Origin of the sequence: Sphingomonas endophytica (assembly GCF_014199415.1) — a bacterium.
Taxonomy (GTDB): Bacteria; Pseudomonadota; Alphaproteobacteria; order Sphingomonadales; family Sphingomonadaceae; genus Sphingomonas; species Sphingomonas endophytica.
Map to the genome: position 1 here is coordinate 180,461 of NZ_JACIJN010000006.1, position 18,353 is coordinate 198,813.

Sequence of the window (18,353 nt, forward strand, 5' to 3'; positions counted from 1 at the left end):
ATCAACGTGACCAAGCACCGCCACACAGCGCCCCAATCAAGCGGGAGCCCCTTCATCATGACCGATCATCATCCTTCGCACGCCCATCGCCTCGCCGAGGACCTGCAGCGCATCGACACGCTGATGGCGCGGCGGCGCGCGTTGAAATGGGTCGCAGGCGCGGGAACGGTCGCGTTCCTCGCCGGCTGCGGCGGCAGCGACGCCGAGAGTGCGGACACGACGACCACCGGCACCGCCACCCCCACGCCGACCGTCACCCCGACGCCGACGCCGACCCCGACGGGCACCACCGCCACTGGCACCTGCATCGCCGACCCGCAGGAAACCGGCGGTCCCTATCCGGCGGACGGCACCAACACGTCGTCGGGGTCGACCAGCAACGTGCTCACCGCCAGCGGCATCGTCCGCTCCGATATCCGCGCCAGCTTCCTGACGACCACCACCGTGGCGACCGGGGTGGCGGTCACCTTCACGATCACCGTCGTCAACGTCAACGCGACCTGCGCGCCGCTCGCCGGCTATGCGGTGTATCTCTGGCATTGCGACCGAAGCGGCACCTATTCGCTGTACGGCAGCGGCGCGGGCGAGAGCTACCTGCGCGGCGTGCAGGTGACCGACGCCAACGGACAGGCGACCTTCACCACCATCTTCCCCGGCTGTTACGACGGACGCTGGCCGCACATCCATTTCGAGGTGTTCTCGACGCTCTCCAATGCGCTCGGCGGGCGATATGCCATCCTGACCAGCCAGTTCGCGCTACCCGCCGGCGCGTGCAGCACCGTCTACACCGACACCACCACCTACCCGGCGAGCCGGACGAACTTTGCGCGGGTGGCGCTGTCGAGCGACAACGTGTTCGGCGACAACACGACCGCGCAACTGGCGCAGATGACCCCGACCTTCACCGGCGATCCGTCGACCGGCTATACCGCGACCGCGGTGATCGGCGTCGCGCGATAAGTTCGTCCTCTCGTCGCCCGGACTCGATCGGCAACCCGCCGCCCGTCGCCCCGGACTTGATCCGGGGTCCCGCTTCGTCTTCGCAACGACGGCAAGAAGCGGGATCCCGGGTCAAGCCTGGGAGGGCGAGGGCAGCGGCGGCAGTTTCAATGTCGTCAGCAGCGCGGCGAAATGCGCCTGCGCCTCAGGAGTCGGGCCGGGGTACGGCCCCTCGGTCGGCTGGTCGCCGATATAGCCCATGTCGGCCTTCCCCTCGGGCAGGCTGTAGAAGCCGAGCACGAACAGATTGCGCAGCCGGTCCATGAACGCGACCGGTTGCGCCATCGCTGCGCTTGGCGTCTCGACGGTCAGCGCGTCGAGCAATGTCGCACGCTGCGCCGCCGTCGCCGCCGTGAACGCGCCGCCGTGCAACACGCGACTTTGCGCGTCGAGCCACGTCAGCCCGGCGATGATCTTGCCGCGATCGTCCTGTTGCTGCGGATAAGGCGCGCTGATCCACTCGTCGATGAACGCGCCGACGCCCAGCGTCCCCGCCCCCGGCGAGGCGGCATCGGCGGGCAGGATCATGTCGCCGAGCATGTCGACCGTTGCGCGCTGCGGCTTGGTCAGCGTCAGCGGCCACGGCACCTTGGGCGCGGTCAGATCGGGATCGCGGCCATAGCCCGGGGCCGCCGGCATCGGCGCGATGCTCGCCGGCCAGTCGACGACCTTGAACGATGGCGGCGCGCCGGTCGCCTGCGGCGCGGCGGCGGCGGCAACACCGCGGTTGGCGAGCGACAACGCGGTCGCGGTGGCGAGCCATTGCAGCGTGGTGCGGCGGGTGAAGGTCATGCCAGCGCTCCTGACGACAAACGGGTGGCGAGCCGCTCCGACGCACGCAGCGCCAGCGCGAGGATGGTGAGCGTCGGGTTCTTGTGCGGCCCCGACGCAAAGGTCGCGCCGTCCATCAGCACGACATTGTCGACGTCCCAGGTCTGGCCATAGCTGTCGACCACCGACGATTTCGGATCGGCGCCCATCCGCGCGGTGCCGAGTTCGTGGATGATCTCGCCGCCCGCGGTCATGATCTGCTCGGGCGGCAGATCGGGGTCGAGGATCGTGCCGTTCAGCCGCTTGAACACCGCATGCGCGGCACGACGACCGTGCGCGACCTGGTTGACCTCGTGTTTGGACCAGCGGAACGCGAAGCGCAGCACCGGAATGCCGAACTTGTCCTTCACGTTAGGATCGATCTCGCAGAACGTGTCCTTGTTGGGGATCATCTCGCCGCGCAGCGTCAGGCCGATCGTCGCGCCCGAGGCGTTGCGCACCGCCTGTTTAAGGTCCTTGCCCCAGACGCGCGGCAGCGCCGCCTCTGCGGGCACGCCGAACCGCCCGCCGATCTCGAAATGATAGCCGCGCGCGAAGTCCAGCTCGCCGCGCTTCTGCTGCTCGTACTGCCAGAACGGGATGTAGATATGCTGACCGCCGATCCCGTCCTCATTGTAGCGCGGCCGGCCGGCCAGGCCGGGGATGAAGGCGCGGAACGACGCGCCGGTCGAGTCGGTCAAGTTGCGCCCAAGCTCGCCCGACGAATTGGCGAGCCCGCGACCTGCTTCGCCCGAATTGAGCAGCAGCCGCGCCGTCTCGCCGGTGCCGGCCGCGAGCACGACCGCCCGCGCCTTGACCTGATGGCGCTGCCCGGTCTTGCGATCGACATATTCGACCCCCGCCGCGCGGCCGCGCGCGCCCATCACCACGCGCGACACCATCGCATCGGTGACGACGCGCAGGCGGCCGGTCGCCTTGGCCATCGGCAGCAGCGAGGTGGTGGTCTGGAACATCGCGCCGATCGTGCAGCCGCGCGTGCACGGCGTCGCGTTGAAGCAGGCGCTGCGCGGCGCGACCTTGTCGGGCATGTCGCGCGTCAGCACCGCGGTATGCGCGGCGCGGACCGGAATGCCGAGGCTCTCCGCCGCGGCGGTGATGAGCATCTCCGGCACGCGCGGCTTGGGCGGCGGCATCAGACAGCCGGGCGGCGAATCGGGATGGTTCTCCAGCCCGAGCTTGCCGCCGTTGACGCCGATCATCCGCTCGACCCGGTCGTAGAAGGGCGCGACATCGTCATAGCCGATCGGCCAGTCCGCGCCGAGCCCGTCCCGCGAGAAAGGCTTGAAGTCATAGGCGCCGAACCGGGGCACGTGCCGCCCCCAATGGTTGGTGCGCCCGCCCAGCATCCGCGGCCGGTACCAGCGGAAGTCGCTGCCCTCGGTCATGGTGTAAGGCTCGCCCTCGACCTGCCAGCCGCCGTCAACGGTCGCGTCGAAATAGCCGAACGGCTTGTCGGGGGTGCCGGTCCCGCGCAGCGGTGCGTCGCTTTCGGGCGCGAACATATTGACCTCGGCCTGCGGGTCGTAGTCGCGCCCGGCCTCGAGGATCAGGCAGCGCACGCCGGCCTTGGTCAGGACATGCGCCGCCATCCCGCCCGCCGCGCCGGAGCCGACGATGATGACGTCGACCGGGCCATCCGCACCCTTCGCCGCTGCCATGGTCACTGACCCGTCCCCGTCGCCGACGCGCCGAGACGCCGCAGCTTGATGTTGCGGAACGCCACCGGCTCGCCATGGTCCTGCAACCCGATCACCCCGCTGTCGAAGGTGCCGAAATGCGCCATCTTCGCGAATTTCGAGCCCGCGACCCGCTTGCGCCACGCATCGTCGCCGTACGAGACGTCGGCGGTCGGCGTGCCGTTCAGCCATTGCCGGATGCGCCCGTTCTGGACGAGCAGCCGCGCATGGTTCCAGCTGCCCGCCGGCTTGGAGACGCCCGCCGGCGGCACCGTCATGTCGTAGAGCGATCCCGCGCGATGCGTCGGGATCTTGCCGTCGGAATGGCCGGCATCGTCGAGCACCTGCATCTCGAGCCCGGTCTCATAGAGCTGCGGCGCGCCCGCGACGTTGCGCGCCAGATACAGCACGCCGCTGTTGCCGCCCTTCTCGACCTTCCAGTCGAGCGTCAGCTCGAACGCGCCATAAGGCTCGGCGGTGACGAGATCGGTGCCGCTCATCTTGCCGTCGGCCTTGATCAGCAACAGCGTGCCGTCGCGCACCGTCCAGGTCGACGGCGCCGCGCCGCCGCCGAAGGCACGCCAGCCCGACAGGTCGCGCCCGTTGAACAGCAGCTTCCAGCCCTGCGCGCGCTCGGCGGCGGTCAGGCTGTTGTCCTTCGCCAAAGCAACGCCCGGAGTCGTCATCACCAGCGCCGCCGCGATGCTCAGTGCCCAACGCATCTTCACTCTCCCATCATCGTCGTGCGACCGAAGCCGCCGTCGTCAGAAGGGCTTAACGCTTTCATTTTTATTTACAAGGAAGGTCGGGGGTCTGTCGGGGGGACGTTTTTCCCTGATGCGCGTTAGGCGCTGCGTCCATGGAGAGAGGCGAAGCGCGTGACCCAGCGAACGATCGTCGTAACGGGAGCGGAATCGGGAATCGGAGCGGCCTGTGCCGCGGCCTTCGGCAGGTGCGGCGAGCGCGTCGCGATCCTCTACTATGCCGATCGCGCAGCGGCCGAGACGACCGCCGCCGCGGTCAGCGCCGGGGGCGGCACGGCCCTGACGGTGCAGGCGCATGTCGACGACGAGGGCTCGGTCGAGGCCGCCTTCGCGGCGGTCGAAGCCGAATGGGGACCGGCCGACGTGCTCGTCAACTCGGCGGGGCTGAACATGAGCGGGGTGACGGTGCGCGCGATGGCGCTGGCGCAGTGGCGACGGCTGCTCGACACCGATCTGACCGGCGCCTTCCTCACGTCGCGCCGCTTCCTCACTGGGCGCGGGACCGCGACCGGCGATGCCGCGATCATCCACATTTCCTCGATCCATGCCTATGCGGTGCGCGCCGGCGGCGCCGATTATTGCGCCGCCAAGGGCGGGCTCTCCAATCTGGTCGAAACGCTGGCGATCGAGGAAGCGCCGAACCGCGTGCGCGTGAACGCGATCGAGCCGGGGATGATCCTCACGCCGATGAACGCGCGTGCGCAACAGGACGACACCTATCGCCGGACGCTGGAGCAGAACATCCCGCTCGGGCGCGCCGGCAGCGCGGACGAGGTGGCGGACCTCGCGGTATTCCTCGCCTCCGACCAGGCACGCTACATCACCGGCGCGCGGATCGTGATCGACGGCGGATTGTCGCTGATGCAGGCGCTCGGCGCATGACCGGCGGCGCGATCGGCGATCCGCATCGCAAGGACGCCGTCACCGGCACCGATGTCGCGCTCGACTTCAACGTCAAGCGGATCGAGACGGTGTCGCTCGACGGCCCGCCCGAGTTGATGGCGCGCGACCTGATGAGCCCCTATGTGTGGCGCGAGCCCGACGGTCGCTGGGGGCTGATGGTCCGCGCCGTCGTGCGGCCCGACGCGCCGCTCACCGACACCGGGCTGATCTGGAGCGGGTGGAGCGACGACGGCGTGCGGTTCACGATGCTGGACGCCCCATCGCTCGCGCCCGGTCCCGAAGACCATGACGCGGGCGGCGTCGAGGATCCGACCGTCATCCGCGGCGACGACGGCTATATCGTCTATTATTCGGGCGTCCGTGCCGATCATGCCCACAGCGAACTGTCCTATGCGACTGGCCCGTCGCTCGACCGACTGACGAAGAGCGGGGTCGCGCTCGCCTCGACCAAGTCGGAGGGCAACACCAAGGAAGCGACGATCGACCGTACGGCGGACGGCCGCTGGCGGCTGTTCTACGAATATGCCGCGGACGAGGCGTCGCGCGTCGGGCTGGCGATCGGCATCGCACCCGGCGGGCCGTGGAACGAACAACCCACCCCGTTCATGCCGCGCACCGACAGCTGGGACGACTGGCACCTTTCCACCGGCCCGTTGCTGACCGACGATCCGGCGATGCCGGTGATGTTCTACAACGGCGCGACCCGCGACGCGCGCTGGCGGATCGGCTGGGTGGCGTTCGACACCCACTATACGCGCGTGGTGGCGCGCGGCATCCAGCCGCTGGTCACCCCGCCCCCGGTCGACGACCGCACCGCGACCGACATCGCCTTCGCCGCGTCGGTGGTGGTCGATGCGCAGGGCGCGATCTGGCTGTACTATTCGCTGGAAGACCGCCGCCTCGCCCGCGCGCTGATCCGGCGCAGCTGATCACTGCGGTGGCGGGATCGGCGGTGTCGGGATTTGGCGGAGACGGAGGGATTCGAACCCTCGGTACGGTTTCCCGTACGACGCTTTAGCAAAGCGTTGGTTTCAGCCACTCACCCACGTCTCCGGGCCGGCGTGAGGCGCGGCTATAGCGAGACGGACCGCAGCGATCAACTGGGTGCGGACGATTTCCGCACATCGCGCTGGCGACTCCGGTCATCGTGCCGTTCATTGCCGCGACAGCACCGTCCGGCCTATAACGGCGCGATGATCGAGGGGGCAGGCATGAAGCGGACCGCACAACGCAGCATCAGGGCAGCGCTGCTGGTCGTCGCGCTCATCGGCGCGCCGCTCGGCGCGGCCGCGCAGGTGCGGACCATCGACCCCAATGCCGCGATCGATGGCGATGTCTCCACCGCCCCGCCGCCGCGCAGCGTCCGCACCCCCACCGCCCCTGCGCCGGCACGGCCGCTCCCCGCGACACCCCCGCAGGAGCCCGCACCGGTGCCGCAGACGGCGCCCCCCACCACCGGATCGGAAGTGCGCGCCGACGCGACCACCACTGCGGCCTCGACCTACAAGCGCGACGATCTGATCGCCGCGGGCGAGGGCGTGTTCGGCAAGGGCGCGGAGGGCTTCGCGCAGATCATCGAGAACATCCTGAAGGACCAGGGCGAGCCCAACGCCTATATCGCCGGGCGTGAGGCGTCTGGCGCGTTCATCCTCGGCGTCCGCTATGGCTCGGGGATCATGACCCACAAGGTCGAGGGACAGCGCCCCGTCTACTGGACGGGACCGTCGGTCGGCTTCGACGTCGGCGGCGACGCCAACAAGGTGTTCGTGCTCGTCTACAACCTCTACGACTCGCACGAATTGTTCACGCGCTTCCCCGGCGCGGAGGGGCGGCTGTATTTCGTCGGCGGGTTCGCCGCGACCTATTTGCGCAAGGGCAATGTCGTGCTGATCCCGGTCCGGCTCGGCGTCGGATGGCGCGCGGGGGTGAACGTCGGCTATATGAAGTTCACCGAGACCTCGAAGTGGCTCCCCTTCTGACGCGCGCCTGACCGGCGGGCGTCAGCGCCCGCCCGGAAAGCCGGTCGTCTCGAAGCGGATCGGCGCGCCCTGCGGTGCGTCGCCGAGCTGGTCCTCCCACATCGCCACCTGCCCGCGCACGATCGTCCCGATCGGCTTGCCGGTCAGCTCCATGCCGGTGAACGGCGACCAGCCGGCGCGCGAGCGCAGCCAGCGCTCCTCGATCGTCCAGCGCTTCTTGAGGTCGACGATCGTGAAATCGGCGTCATAGCCCGCCGCGATCCGGCCCTTGCCGGTCAGCCCGAAGATCCGCTGCGCGCCCGCGCTGGTCAGCTCGATCACGCGCTGGAGCGTCAGCCGGCCGTGCGCGGCATGGTCGAGCAGCAGCGGCAGCAACGTCTGAACCCCCGGCATCCCGCTCGGGCTCGCCGGGTACGGCTTGTTCTTCTCTTCCAGCGTGTGCGGCGCGTGATCCGACCCGATCACGTCGGGCACGCCCTGGTTGAGCCAGTGCCACAGACCGTCGCGATGCGCGCCCGAGCGGATCGGCGGGTTCATCTGCGCCAGCGTGCCGATCCGCGGATAGGCCTCCTCGCCGGCGAGCGTCAGATGTTGCGGCGTCACCTCGCAGGTCGCGATGTCCTTGTTCTGCCCGAGCAATTCCAGCTCGGCCGGCGTGGTGACGTGCAGGACGTGGATCCGCCGCCGCGCCGCGCGCGCCAGCCGCAGGATGCGGGTCGTCGCGAGCAGCGCACTCTCATCGTCGCGCCACACCGGATGCGACGACGGATCGCCCTCGACGCGCTCGCCGGCGCGCGCGTTCATGCGGTCCTCGTCCTCGGCGTGGATCGCGACGCGCCGGTGCCCGCTCGCCAGCACCTCGGCGAGCCGCGCATCCTCGCTGACCAAGAGGTCGCCGGTCGACGCGCCCATGAAGATCTTCACCCCCGCGGTACCCGGCAGCCGCTCCAGCTCGGCGAGGTCACGCGCATTGTGGTTGGTCGCGCCGACGTAGAAGGCATGGTCGCACCACATCCGCCCCTTGGCGCGGGTCAGCTTGTCCTCGATCGCCTCGGCCGAGTCGGTGTTGGGCTTGGTGTTCGGCATCTCGAACACCGCCACCACGCCGCCCATCACCGCCGCCTCGCTGCCGGTGGCGAGGTCTTCCTTGTGGACCAGCCCCGGCTCGCGGAAATGCACCTGCGTGTCGATCACGCCCGGCAGGATGTCGAGCCCGGTGCAGTCGACCGTCCGCCCGGCATCGCCGCGCGCCCCGATCGCGACGATTCGCCCGTCGCGCACACCGACATCGGCGACAACGGGGCCGCCCGGGGTATGCACCGTGCCACCGGTCAGCAGGAGATCATAGGTCGCCATCGTCAGCCCTTTCCGGCTCTTTCGCGGGGTCGCCGCTCTCCCTACCTTGGCGTCATGGACGATACCACCCCGGCGACGATGCTGGCCGACCGCGCGCTGCTGCGGCTGTCCGGCGAGGATGTGCGCGGCTTTCTTCAGGGCCTGCTGACCAACGATGTCGCGGGTGCACTCCCGGTCTGGTCGGGGCTGCTGACCCCGCAGGGCAAGGCGCTGTTCGACATGATCGTCTGGGCGAACGGCGAAGACATCCTGCTCGACGTCGAGCGTGAACAGCGCGACGCGATCGCGCGCCGGTTGACCATGTACCGGCTGCGGCGTGCGATCACGATCGCGCCCGAGGACGGGCTGGCAGTGCACTGGGGCCGCGACGCCGTCGGTCAGACCCAAGATCCGCGGCTGCCGGCGCTCGGCGCGCGCTGGCTCGCGCCGCCCGCCCCGGCGGCGACCGGCTGGCACGCGCATCGCCTGTCGCTGGGGATAGCGGAGGGGGTCGCCGACCTCGGTTCGGGCGAGACGCTGTGGCTGGAGGCGAATGCGCGCGAACTGCACGGCGTCAGCTTCACCAAGGGCTGCTACGTCGGGCAGGAGAATACCGCGCGAATGCATCATCGCGACAAGGTGCGCCGCCGGCTCGTCGTCGCGCCGATCGACGAGAGCGACCCACGCAAGCGCTCGACCTATCCAGATCTCGGCCTGATGGTCACGCTTCGCCGTGCCGACGCGCTGGGTGATGCGCGCATCCCGGACTGGTTGGCGGAAGCCATCGGCACCGAAGCCGGTGATGCCAGCTAACCAACCGTACGCAGTTCGTCATTGCGAGCGTAGCGAAGCAATCCAGGGCCTCCTGATCCGGCACTGGATTGCTTCGCTACGCTCGCAATGACGTTGGGTTGAAGCTGTAGCCGCGGCGACGGACCGGAAGAGATCAACGATGAAACGCGACCGTCGAACTTACCCGAAGCCATTCCACAAATAAAAAAGGAGGCCGGCTCGCGCCGACCTCCCTTTTTCCGGTCACCGAAGTGATCGACCTTACTGACCCGAACCCGGGCCGTAGGTGATCTCGACGCGACGGTTCTGCACTTCGCGGACGCCATCGGCGGTCTCGACGCGCAGCTTGGTCTCGCCGAACGCTTCGGTCGTCATCACGCCGTCGGGGATACCCTTCGACGCGAGGTACGCCTTCACGCCGTCTGCACGACGCTGCGAAAGGCCCACGTTGTACTTCGCCGAACCCGAGGTGTCGGTGTAACCAGCCAGCATGACCTGCGCGTTGTTGCAGCTCTGGTACTGGGTGACCGCGTTGTCGAGGATCGACGCCGCTTCCGGGGTAACGTCCGACTTGTTCCACTCGAAGAACACGATGAACGGACCCGGCGAGCAGACCACTTCCGGGGGCGGAGGCGGCGGCGGCGGGGGGGGAGGCGGCGGCGGCGGCGGCGGCGGCGGCGGCGGAGCCGCTTCTTCCGGCGCACCGAAGTTGTACGTCACGCCACCCAGCAGGCTGTGCGAGCGGAAACGACCATCGTACGCGCTGCCATAGGCGTCGGCGAGCTTGACGTTGTCGGCGTTGAAGAAGCGATACTTCAGCGAAACGTCGACGTTCTCGCTCAGCGGCGCGCGGATACCGGCCAGCGCCTGCCAGGCGAAGACGGTGTCCGAGTCGTCGAGGAAGCGGAAGTTGTTCGGCGCAGAGGCACGGGCCTGGACGCGGGCAACACCCGCACCGCCGCCGACGAAGCCCTGCAGGCCGTCGTCCTCACCGAAGTCAAGCAAACCGTTGACCATGAAGCTCAGCGCCGAGGTACGGCCGCCGACGCCATCATAGGTGCTCGGGTTCGCCAGCGCGGTGCCGCCGATCGGAACGCCCGCGGTGGTGCGGAGGCTGTCGATGCCCGCGCGACGATAACCGGCTTCGGTTTCGAGGCGGAACGCGCCGAAATCGTAACCGACGACGCCGTCGACATCCCAGCCATAGTCATGGTCGACAGTGGCGGTGCCGCTGCGGCCGGTGGTGCCGGTTGCGCCGGTTACGGACCAGTCGATGTCCTCGACGATCATCGCACCGCCTTCAACGCCTACATACCACGCCTTGTCGCGCGCGAGCGCGGGCGTGGCGAGGGCGGTGGAGGCAAGCGCCATGATCATGGCAAGCTTACGCATCATAATCCCCTTTCCTTGGTGTCACTACGGACAGCGCAAACTCACTATCGAAAGGATGGTTTCGTCACAAGTCGACAAATACCGCCCGGTGTGACGCAATTGCCACACTCCGCGGCCCGCGAAAACGCCAGTTAACTGGCAATAAGCCCATGCTTTCGCAGCATAATCAATATCGCTTCCACACAGGCGCGAAGTTCCGCGTCGATCATCGCACCACTGCTTGGCACGGTGATCGCCGGCCCGCGCGCACCGACCACCTGCACGCCGTCCACCACCAGGCTGGTGGCGCGGACTTCGCCGGTCTGCCAGCCAATCCCGTCGCAGACCGCCGTCTCTCCGCTCGGCAGATGCCGCGCGCAGAGGCCCGCGCGCGCCGCGACGAACCGCCAGCCGCCCGCGGTCCAGCCGGCGATCGCCCCCGCCCGTCCGCTCCATGCGCCGGTCGGCGTCGCGCCGACGATCCAGCATTGCCCCGGCTGCGGCGCGGCGGGTGGCGCGTTGCGGCCGAGTTCCTCGACGGTCGCCTGCACCGCGATGTCGAGCAGCGCCAGCGCCTCGTTGTGCCACAATTCCTTCTGCGCCTGCCCCGCCGCCAGCAACGGCAGGCCGAGCCGTGCGCTATCCTCGTCGGTCATCGTCCGTCTCCCTCGATCAAGCTGGTGGTCGCCGCCGAGGCGGCGAGCGTGCCGAGCTGGCGCACCGCCACCGACATTGCGCCCGCGGGCAACAGCGCGGCGGGCACGGTCAGCGCCGGCGTGTCGCTCTCGACGATCCGCGCCGCCGTGCCCGTGCCGATCGTCACCCGATAGCGTTCGCTTTCCTCGCCGAGCGGGGCGTCGCCGTCATCGCGCCATCGCCAGCCGAGCCGGCTGCGCCGCACCCAGCGCACATCGAGCCCCTCGCGGTCGCGCACGGCGCGCAGCCGCACCGGCGCGGGCGGAGCGAGCGACCGGCCGCCGAGCGCGACCGTCACCGTCACCGGCTGCGGATCGCCCGCGCCGCTCGCCAGCAGGCGGATCGTGTCGCCGGGCTGCGCATGCGGCAGCGCGATCGTCGCGACGCAGCCGCGCTCGACCAGCGCGAACCGCGCGTCGGCGCCATGCGCCGGCGCCGCGCTCCCGCGCCGCCCACGCAGCAGCGTCGACAAGCGCCAGCGCCGCGGCGCGATCTGCTCGGCGTCGCGGAACTGGAGCAGTTCCTCGTCCAGCAACGCGAGATTACCGCCACGATCCAGCGCCGCATCGTCGATCGACAGCAGCGTCAGCGCATCATGCGCGAGCTCCACCTCCAGCGTCGCGGCACGATCGACCAGCCAGGCGGTGCCCGCCGCGACCGGCGCCGCCAGCCGCCCGACCACCGCCGGCGCTGCGGTGCCGCCCGCCTCCTGCCATGTCGCGCCATCGTCGTCGCTGGTCAGCAGCGCCGCGCCGCGCCAGCCCGGCGCAGCGCCGTTCGCCAGCACCGCGAGCCGCATTGTCTCGCCGCGCGCCTCGTCGAGCGGCGGCAGTTCGGCGGCGACCAGCACCGTCGCCGCCGCCGCGCGATCGGGCGCGGCGCGCACCCGTCCGGCATCGGCCGGCAGCACGCCCGCCGCGCCGCCCAGCGCCGCCAGCGACAGCGTCACGCCCTGCCCGTCCACCTCGACGCGCGTCACCCGCCACGGCGCCGTTTCCCCCGGGCACCGCACCGCATCGCCCGGCGCGACCCCGATCATCGTCGCGTCCAGCGTCACATGCCGCGTCACCCGCGCGCGCTCGGCCCGCCTGAGCACCGCCTGCGCCAGCCCGCGCGCCTGCCCGGCGTCGAGCGCGGCGGGCAGCTCCTGCGCGTCCTCGCGCCACCCGCCGCCCGGACGCGTCGCCTGCTGCACCCCGATCTGATAATCGCGCGCCGGATCGTAGCAGGCGAGACGCACCCGCTGCGGCACCGTTTCGATCGGCTGGCGCCGCTCGGCGATCGCCGCATCGTCCGCGATCGCGACCGGCGCACCCGGTGCATCCGCCAGCCGCACCGCGCCGCCCGCCGGCACCCACCAGCCGCCCGCGATCGTCGCCAGCAGCTCCAGCGCGCCCGCGACGCTCTCCGCCCCGGTCGCATAGCCGGGGAGCGTCGCGTCCGGCCCCGCGCCCGTCACCGCCGCGCCGCCCAGCGCCGCCGCCACCGCCCCGACCGTCGGCGCGGCGGCGTCGCCGATCACCTCGAAGCTCAGCGACGGCAGCCGGTTGCCGAACGCCTCCAGCGACAGGTGCTCGAACACCGCATAGGCGGTCCCGCGATACGCCGGCGCCTGCGGCTCCAGCGCGGCGATCAACGGATCGGCGGTCTGCGCCTCGTCGCCATGGTAGAGCCGCATCGTCACCGGCAGCTTCCAGTCGCCCGCCGCGCCGCGCAACAACTGCCCGTCCGCCCAGACACGCCCGATCCCGACGATCGGCCGCGCCGACAGCGCCACCGCGAACGAGGCGGCGTAGCGGAAGCCCTCCACCCCCGGCCGCCCCTTGCCGCCCCGCGTCACGCTGCGGGTCTCGGCCAGCTCGGTCGCCCAGATCACGCAGCCGGCGACGCGCATCGTCCCGAACACGCGCGGCAGCGGCGTGCCATAGGACGAGCCCTGCACCTTCAGGTCGCTCAGTCGCGCCCCCGCGCGGCGGCGCGACGGCGCGAGGACGCGCCGGTCGATCGCCTGTCCCAGTACGCCCCCGACCGCTCCGCCGACCGGCCCGCCGATCGCGCTGCCGAGCGCCGTCAGCACCAATGTCGCCATCTCACCCTCCCTGCGGCGTCCAGCGCCACGCTCCTTCGATCGGCCACGGCACCGCCCCCGGCCGCGCCACCACGCGCCGCGCCTGCGCATCGGCATGGATGATCCCGTCCACGGCGCGCACCGCCAGGTGGAGCTGCATCGCCGCCACCCGGCACAGCAGCACGTCGCCCGGCCAGGCGCCGTCACACGGCTGCAGCGCCGCCGGCACCGCGCCCGGCGGCACCCGCCCGCGCGCGACCGCATAGTCGCGCGGCAACGTCACCGCCGCACCGGCGCGGCACAGCGCCACCGCGACCACGCCGACGCAATCCAGCCCCAGCGCCGGGTCACGCCCCTGCGCGCGGAACCGCACCCCGACCAGCGTCCGCGCGGCGGCGAGCACCCGCTCGCCCGCGGTCATGCGCCGGGCAGGCGGGTCAGCAGGTCGACCCCCGGCAGATACGGCTCGCCGCGGAAGTTCGCGACATTGCCGAACCGCGTCGCGCAGGTCGCCAGCCGCCGGTCGCAGCCCTCGACGACCTCCACCAACGTTCCCGCCGCCACCGCGAACACCGGCGTGTCGCGCAACGTCAGCACCGCCCCTGCCGAGCGTTCGATCGCGCTGCTCAACCCGGCGTTCGCGCCCCCGAACCAGCGCAGCACGCCCTCGCCATAGCCGTTGGCGACCGGCTCGGCGGCATCGAGCGTCACCGCCGCGCCCGACGAGTCCACGACGCGCGCGAACCGCCGCCGCGCCGCCATCGCCACCCGGCACCGCGGGTCCCCCAGCGTCGCGCGGCATGCGGGCGCGGTCACCTCGCTCGCCGGCCGTTCCAGTTGCGCCTGCACCCCGCGCAGCTCGGCGGTGAAGCCCTGCTCGCGCAGCTCGACCTCGCCGATCCGTCCCTCGCCCAGCGGCACCGCCGCCGCCGCGGGATCGCTCCAGTCGACCGCGACGATCACCACCCGCGCGCCGTCCCAGCGTCCGGCCAGCAGATCGTCGCGCCGGAACGCGCCGCTGCCCAGCGCGCCGGTCACCGCCATCGTATCGGCGTCCAGCCCCTCGCCGCGCACGATCGCCGACGGCACCATCCCCGGCGCGGCGCGGTAGGTCACGCCGTCCACCACCAGATCGCGGTCGTGATCGGTCAGCGCCAGCATCGCCCCGTCGCGCCGCTCGACGCGCCAGCACAAGGCCTGCGTCACCAGTTGATCGCTCATGCCTCGCGCACCTCGACCAGCGGCACCGAGGGCGCCGCGCCCGCCAGATAGGTCGCGCGCGTCACGCTGAGGTGATCCTCGGCGAACCGCACCGGCACGTCGAAGTCGAACGACGCCGCGACCACCACCCCCGGCGCCGGGGCCGCCTCGAGCGTCACGATCCCGCCCGGTGAGAGCGTGAACGCCGCGGTCGCCACCCCGCCGACCGTCACGCTGACGCTCCCCGCCACCGGCCGCGTGATCCGCCGCGTCGCCGCATCGTAGCGCCGCACCAGGGCGAAGCGCCGCGTCACGCCGTCGCCGGTTCCGATCGTCTCGCCGCGCGCGCGCCAGTCGAACGGATCGCGCAGCCGGAACCCGCGCGCCGCGCCAAGCCGCGCGCGATAGAAGGCGAGCAGCGTCGCGACATCCGCCTCGCTGCGGACGCCCGGCCCGACATCATAGCGGGTGCGCGCCTCCGCCCAGCCGGCGCGCCGCGTCTCGCGCCCGCCGGCGCTGGTCGTCACGCCGGTCGAGAAGGTCGGCGTCACCTCCGCCTCGCGCCCCAGCGCGAGCGGGAACATCACGTCGTCGAACGCCTCCACCGCCTCCTCCTCCTGCCAATAGACCAGCCCGTCGCGCAGCACCTGCGGCAGCGCCCAAAGATAGACGCGCACCACCCCGCGCAGCTGCGCCGTCCCCGCCGCGGCGAGGATCGCGCGCCATTGCCCGCGATCCGCGCCGCGCAGCACGAACCCGGCGAGATAGTCCTGCCGGGCCACCGGATAGCCGAGCCGCTGCGTCGCCTCCGCCGCACCGCGCGCGCTCGCGGCGGTGTCGCCGCCGGTCACCCAGTCGTAATCCTCCAGTTGCAGGACATCGAACGCCGGTGCGGCCCAGCCGGTCGGCAGGTTCATCCGCCGCACCTCGGGCGCGGCTGCGTCGAGCACGGTCGGGAGATAGGCGAGCAGATAGGTGACGCACCCCGGCGCGGCTTCCTTCACCGCCGCCGCCAGCGCCGCGGTCGAGGCGGCCAGCACCGCCCCCGCACGGTCCAGCGTCGCGCGCTGCGCCGCGTCGAGCGCCCCGCGCACATCCGCGATCGCCACCGGCGCGAACGCCGTCCTGGCGCTGTCGTCGTACAGGCACGGCCGCCCGTCCGGCAGCACCCACCACCACGGCTCCCCGATCTGGAAGCGCGGCGCGAGCCCCGCCGCCGCCCCGATCGCCACGAACGCCAGCGCGATCGCGCGCAGATACGCCATCGCCGCTGCATTGGCGGGGGAGAGCAAGGTCGACGGCGGCACCCAGCCGGTCAGCGCCGGGGAACCGCCCGCGGCGCGCTGCTTCCACGCCGCGGGGCAATGCGCCTCGAACAGTTCGTAGGACAGCGACCAGATCAGGTCATAGCCGAGGTTCTTCGCGCGCTGTGCGAAGTCGCGGTGCCACGCCGCGCATGCGACGTTCAGCGCGCCCTCCACCACGCCGCCCTGCAGGCGGAAATAATGGCTCATCCCGACATAATGGACCACCGCGCCGCGATAGCCGAGCTGCAGCATGTTGCGCAGCAATCGCGCCGGGGTCAGGTGGTAGCTGTCGTCATAGCCGCTCGCGATCCCCAGATCATGCTCGGGCAGGACGACATCGCCGATCGCGACGACCGCGCCCGCGCCGTCGCAGGTGATCTCGCTCAGCTCCGCCCAAGCCTCGACCGGCTGCGACAATGCCCCGCCCGCGGCATCATGGCCAGGCGCGACCAGCGACACGAACATCCGGTCGACATCGCCCGCCCACACCGGATCGCGCTCGCCCGGCAGCAGGAACCCGCCGTCGAGCGCCGCGAAGTCGATCGCGATCCGCGCATCCTCGGGCGTGCCGCGCGCGTAATTCCATAGCCGCACATACCAGGCGCGTGGCGTCCCGTCTGCGTCGCGCCCCTCGATCGTCAGCACCGGACCGTTGACCGCATCCAGCGCCAGCACGCCCGCCGACCGCCAGCGGAACGACAGCCGGCACGCACGATAATCGCGTGCGGTATCGTAGCGCAGCAGCGGATGGTCGTGCCGGTCCGCGCTCTCCCAGATCAGCCCGGCCAGATCGTCGCGATTGTAGAAGACCGCGTCGACGCGCAGCGCATCCGCCGCCACCGTCGTCACCGCCGCCATCATCGGCCGCGGGAAATCGACGGTCCAATAGAGCGGATCGAAGCGCGTCATCACGCCGGTCGCCTGTCCGGCACGCGTGTCGGCGAGCCAATGGGCCATCACTCCGCCTCCATCAGCGCGGCGCGCACCGCGCGCGCGACCTGCCGGCCCGACCGCGCCAGCGCCTCCGGCGCAGCGCTGCCGCCGGCGTTGATCGTGATCGCCACCCGTATGTCGCGCGCGCCGCCGCCGCCCGGCACCGCCACCTGCCCGCTGGTCGTTGGCACGAAGACCTCGGGCCCGCGCTCGCCGACCAGATAGGCACGCCCCGGGCTCACCGGCCCGCCGGTCGCACGGCCGGGCAGCCCGAGCAGCCCCCCGAGCACGCGCACCAGCCCGCCCCCGCTCCCGCCTCCGCCCAGCACGCTCGCAACCCCGTCCTTGAGCGCCGCCATCGCGATCTCGCCCAGCGCATGGAGCGCCACCGCCTTCAGATCGTCGAACCCCGTTTTGCCGGTGCGCACCGCCCGCCCCAGCGCGGTCTCGACCGACCGCGCGGCGCGCTCGGCGCCGGCACCCAGCCCAGCCTCCAGCGTCGCGCGCATCGCCGCCACGTCGCGCGCGAACCCGGCGGTGTCGGCGCGCACGCCGATCACCAGCCGCTCGATCTCGTCATCCATCCGGAAAAGCCTCCTGCATCGCCGCGATCGTCGCGGCATCGGGGGGCGTCGCCGCCTCGGGCGTGCACGCACGCACCAGCGCCGCCAGTTCCGCGGGCGTCGCACGCCAGAATTGGTCGGGCCGCCACCCGAATACCGCCCCCGCCAGCCCGGCCAGCCGCCCCGCCGCTTCGGCGAAACTACGGACCCCCGCCCCGGCGAAGGTCGTCATCGCCCCGCCAGGATCTGCGTCAGCAGCACTTTCAGCGCCGGCGTCGCCGCGCTCATGCCCGCCGCGACCACCGCCTCGCCCAGCGCCTCGCGCGTCAAGGCTGGGGGCGCGTCGTGCCGGCAATGCCAGAACAATCCCACCAGCTCCTCCAGCGCCAGCAGCCCGCTCGCCGCGCGCTCGACCAACGCGAACAGCGGCCCCAGTTCCTGCTCGGCCGCCACCAGCGCCGCGAAGGTCGGGCGCAGCACCAGCATCTCGCCCGCGACGCGCAACGCCGCCTCGCCCCGTACCGGGTTCATGCGCTCACCACCGCGCCGGAGCTTTCCAGCGCGAGCGTATAGCTGCGCTCGCCATTGTAATCCCCGGCATAGTCGAGCCGCGTGACCAGGAATCGCCCGGTCATCGTCTCGCCGCTCTCGAAGGTCAGCCGGTAATCGTCGAGCGTCCCCGCCAGCGCGCTCGCCCTGACGCGCTGCTCCGCCGTCGATCCGGTGAACACTCCCGCCGCCGCGACGCTCACCGACCGCACCCCGGCGCCCGACAGCAGGTCGCGCCACCCGCCCGAATCCTTGCTGGTGATCGCCACCGCCTCGCCGTTGACGCTCAACTGCGTCGTGCGCAGCCCCGCCACCGTCCGGTACGTCACCGGGGTCGCGCCATCGCCGACCTTCAGCAGGAACGCACTGCCTTTCTCCGCCGCCATC

Annotated in this window: 19 protein-coding genes and 1 tRNA gene; 5 read left to right on the plus strand and 15 right to left on the minus strand. The window is 71.3% G+C overall.

What is annotated here, in order from left to right; all coding sequences use genetic code 11:
• The first annotated feature begins 57 nt into the window (after window positions 1-57).
• Window positions 58-960: a dioxygenase family protein gene (locus tag FHS97_RS10615; RefSeq protein WP_184036987.1), complete on the plus strand. Its 903-nt coding sequence runs from the start codon at window positions 58-60 to the stop codon at window positions 958-960.
• Between the two features lie 111 nt (window positions 961-1,071).
• Here FHS97_RS10615 and FHS97_RS10620 read toward each other — a convergent pair whose 3' ends face one another.
• Genes FHS97_RS10620 through FHS97_RS10630 form a run of 3 tightly spaced genes read right to left on the minus strand, consistent with a single transcriptional unit; the run spans window position 1,072 to window position 4,228 of the window.
• On the minus strand, window positions 1,072-1,791 hold the full coding sequence (locus tag FHS97_RS10620) for a gluconate 2-dehydrogenase subunit 3 family protein (protein ID WP_184036989.1): 720 nt from the start codon (window positions 1,789-1,791) through the stop codon (window positions 1,072-1,074).
• The gene (locus FHS97_RS10625) at window positions 1,788-3,488 is read right to left on the minus strand and encodes a GMC family oxidoreductase (protein ID WP_184037271.1); all 1,701 of its coding nucleotides are present in this window, start codon (window positions 3,486-3,488) and stop codon (window positions 1,788-1,790) included. The genes FHS97_RS10620 and FHS97_RS10625 overlap by 4 nt, the downstream gene beginning before the upstream one ends.
• A gap of 2 nt (window positions 3,489-3,490) precedes the next feature.
• Window positions 3,491-4,228, minus strand: a complete 738-nt coding sequence (locus FHS97_RS10630; protein ID WP_184036991.1) for a 3-keto-disaccharide hydrolase — start codon at window positions 4,226-4,228, stop codon at window positions 3,491-3,493.
• 156 nt (window positions 4,229-4,384) lie between these two features.
• On the opposite strand from FHS97_RS10630, the gene FHS97_RS10635 reads away from it, so the two are divergent.
• Window positions 4,385-5,152, plus strand: a complete 768-nt coding sequence (locus FHS97_RS10635) for an SDR family NAD(P)-dependent oxidoreductase (RefSeq protein ID WP_184036995.1) — start codon at window positions 4,385-4,387, stop codon at window positions 5,150-5,152.
• Window positions 5,149-6,102, plus strand: a complete 954-nt coding sequence (locus tag FHS97_RS10640; RefSeq protein WP_184036997.1) for a glycoside hydrolase family protein — start codon at window positions 5,149-5,151, stop codon at window positions 6,100-6,102. The genes FHS97_RS10635 and FHS97_RS10640 overlap by 4 nt, the downstream gene beginning before the upstream one ends.
• 34 nt (window positions 6,103-6,136) lie before the next feature.
• On the opposite strand, the gene FHS97_RS10645 is transcribed toward FHS97_RS10640, so the two are convergent.
• A tRNA-Ser gene (locus FHS97_RS10645) sits at window positions 6,137-6,226 on the minus strand.
• Window positions 6,227-6,384: 158 nt separating this feature from the next.
• Between FHS97_RS10645 and FHS97_RS10650 the strand changes: the two genes are divergently transcribed.
• The gene (locus FHS97_RS10650; RefSeq protein WP_246346593.1) at window positions 6,385-7,152 is read left to right on the plus strand and encodes a DUF1134 domain-containing protein; all 768 of its coding nucleotides are present in this window, start codon (window positions 6,385-6,387) and stop codon (window positions 7,150-7,152) included.
• A 21-nt stretch (window positions 7,153-7,173) separates the two neighbouring features.
• Here the strand turns inward: FHS97_RS10650 and FHS97_RS10655 are convergent, their stop codons facing one another.
• Window positions 7,174-8,508 carry a dihydroorotase gene (locus FHS97_RS10655; protein ID WP_184036999.1) on the minus strand — a complete coding sequence of 445 codons (1,335 nt, stop codon included), beginning with the start codon at window positions 8,506-8,508 and terminating at the stop codon, window positions 7,174-7,176.
• A gap of 54 nt (window positions 8,509-8,562) precedes the next feature.
• Here FHS97_RS10655 and ygfZ point away from each other — a divergent pair, with 54 nt between their 5' ends.
• A complete protein-coding gene (ygfZ, locus tag FHS97_RS10660) occupies window positions 8,563-9,300 on the plus strand; it encodes a CAF17-like 4Fe-4S cluster assembly/insertion protein YgfZ (protein ID WP_184037002.1) in 738 nt (245 codons plus the stop codon).
• A gap of 240 nt (window positions 9,301-9,540) precedes the next feature.
• On the opposite strand, the gene FHS97_RS10665 is transcribed toward ygfZ, so the two are convergent.
• The 10 genes from FHS97_RS10665 to FHS97_RS10710 form a co-directional block, all read right to left on the minus strand.
• Window positions 9,541-10,671: an OmpA family protein gene (locus FHS97_RS10665; RefSeq protein ID WP_184037004.1), complete on the minus strand. Its 1,131-nt coding sequence runs from the start codon at window positions 10,669-10,671 to the stop codon at window positions 9,541-9,543.
• A gap of 131 nt (window positions 10,672-10,802) precedes the next feature.
• Window positions 10,803-11,306, minus strand: a complete 504-nt coding sequence (locus FHS97_RS10670) for a DUF2793 domain-containing protein (RefSeq protein WP_184037007.1) — start codon at window positions 11,304-11,306, stop codon at window positions 10,803-10,805.
• Window positions 11,303-13,435, minus strand: a complete 2,133-nt coding sequence (locus FHS97_RS10675) for a GTA baseplate fiber-binding domain-containing protein (protein ID WP_184037009.1) — start codon at window positions 13,433-13,435, stop codon at window positions 11,303-11,305. Before FHS97_RS10675 ends, FHS97_RS10670 begins: the two co-directional genes overlap by 4 nt.
• A 1-nt stretch (window position 13,436) precedes the next feature.
• The gene (locus tag FHS97_RS10680) at window positions 13,437-13,835 is read right to left on the minus strand and encodes a peptidoglycan endopeptidase (RefSeq protein WP_184037011.1); all 399 of its coding nucleotides are present in this window, start codon (window positions 13,833-13,835) and stop codon (window positions 13,437-13,439) included.
• Window positions 13,832-14,635, minus strand: a complete 804-nt coding sequence (locus tag FHS97_RS10685) for a DUF2163 domain-containing protein (protein WP_184037013.1) — start codon at window positions 14,633-14,635, stop codon at window positions 13,832-13,834. The genes FHS97_RS10680 and FHS97_RS10685 overlap by 4 nt, the downstream gene beginning before the upstream one ends.
• Complete coding sequence (locus tag FHS97_RS10690) at window positions 14,632-16,878, minus strand: DUF2460 domain-containing protein (protein WP_184037015.1); 2,247 nt, start codon at window positions 16,876-16,878, stop codon at window positions 14,632-14,634. The genes FHS97_RS10685 and FHS97_RS10690 overlap by 4 nt, the downstream gene beginning before the upstream one ends.
• Entirely contained in the window at window positions 16,878-17,438 is a 561-nt protein-coding gene (locus FHS97_RS10695; protein ID WP_184037018.1) for a tail tape measure protein, read from the minus strand. The genes FHS97_RS10690 and FHS97_RS10695 overlap by 1 nt, the downstream gene beginning before the upstream one ends.
• Window positions 17,431-17,649, minus strand: coding sequence for a phage tail assembly chaperone (locus tag FHS97_RS10700; RefSeq protein WP_184037020.1), 219 nt, complete (start codon window positions 17,647-17,649; stop codon window positions 17,431-17,433). Before FHS97_RS10700 ends, FHS97_RS10695 begins: the two co-directional genes overlap by 8 nt.
• On the minus strand, window positions 17,646-17,948 hold the full coding sequence (locus tag FHS97_RS10705; protein WP_184037023.1) for a gene transfer agent family protein: 303 nt from the start codon (window positions 17,946-17,948) through the stop codon (window positions 17,646-17,648). Before FHS97_RS10705 ends, FHS97_RS10700 begins: the two co-directional genes overlap by 4 nt.
• On the minus strand, window positions 17,945-18,352 hold the full coding sequence (locus tag FHS97_RS10710; protein ID WP_184037025.1) for a phage tail tube protein: 408 nt from the start codon (window positions 18,350-18,352) through the stop codon (window positions 17,945-17,947). Before FHS97_RS10710 ends, FHS97_RS10705 begins: the two co-directional genes overlap by 4 nt.
• Window position 18,353 lies beyond the last annotated feature (1 nt).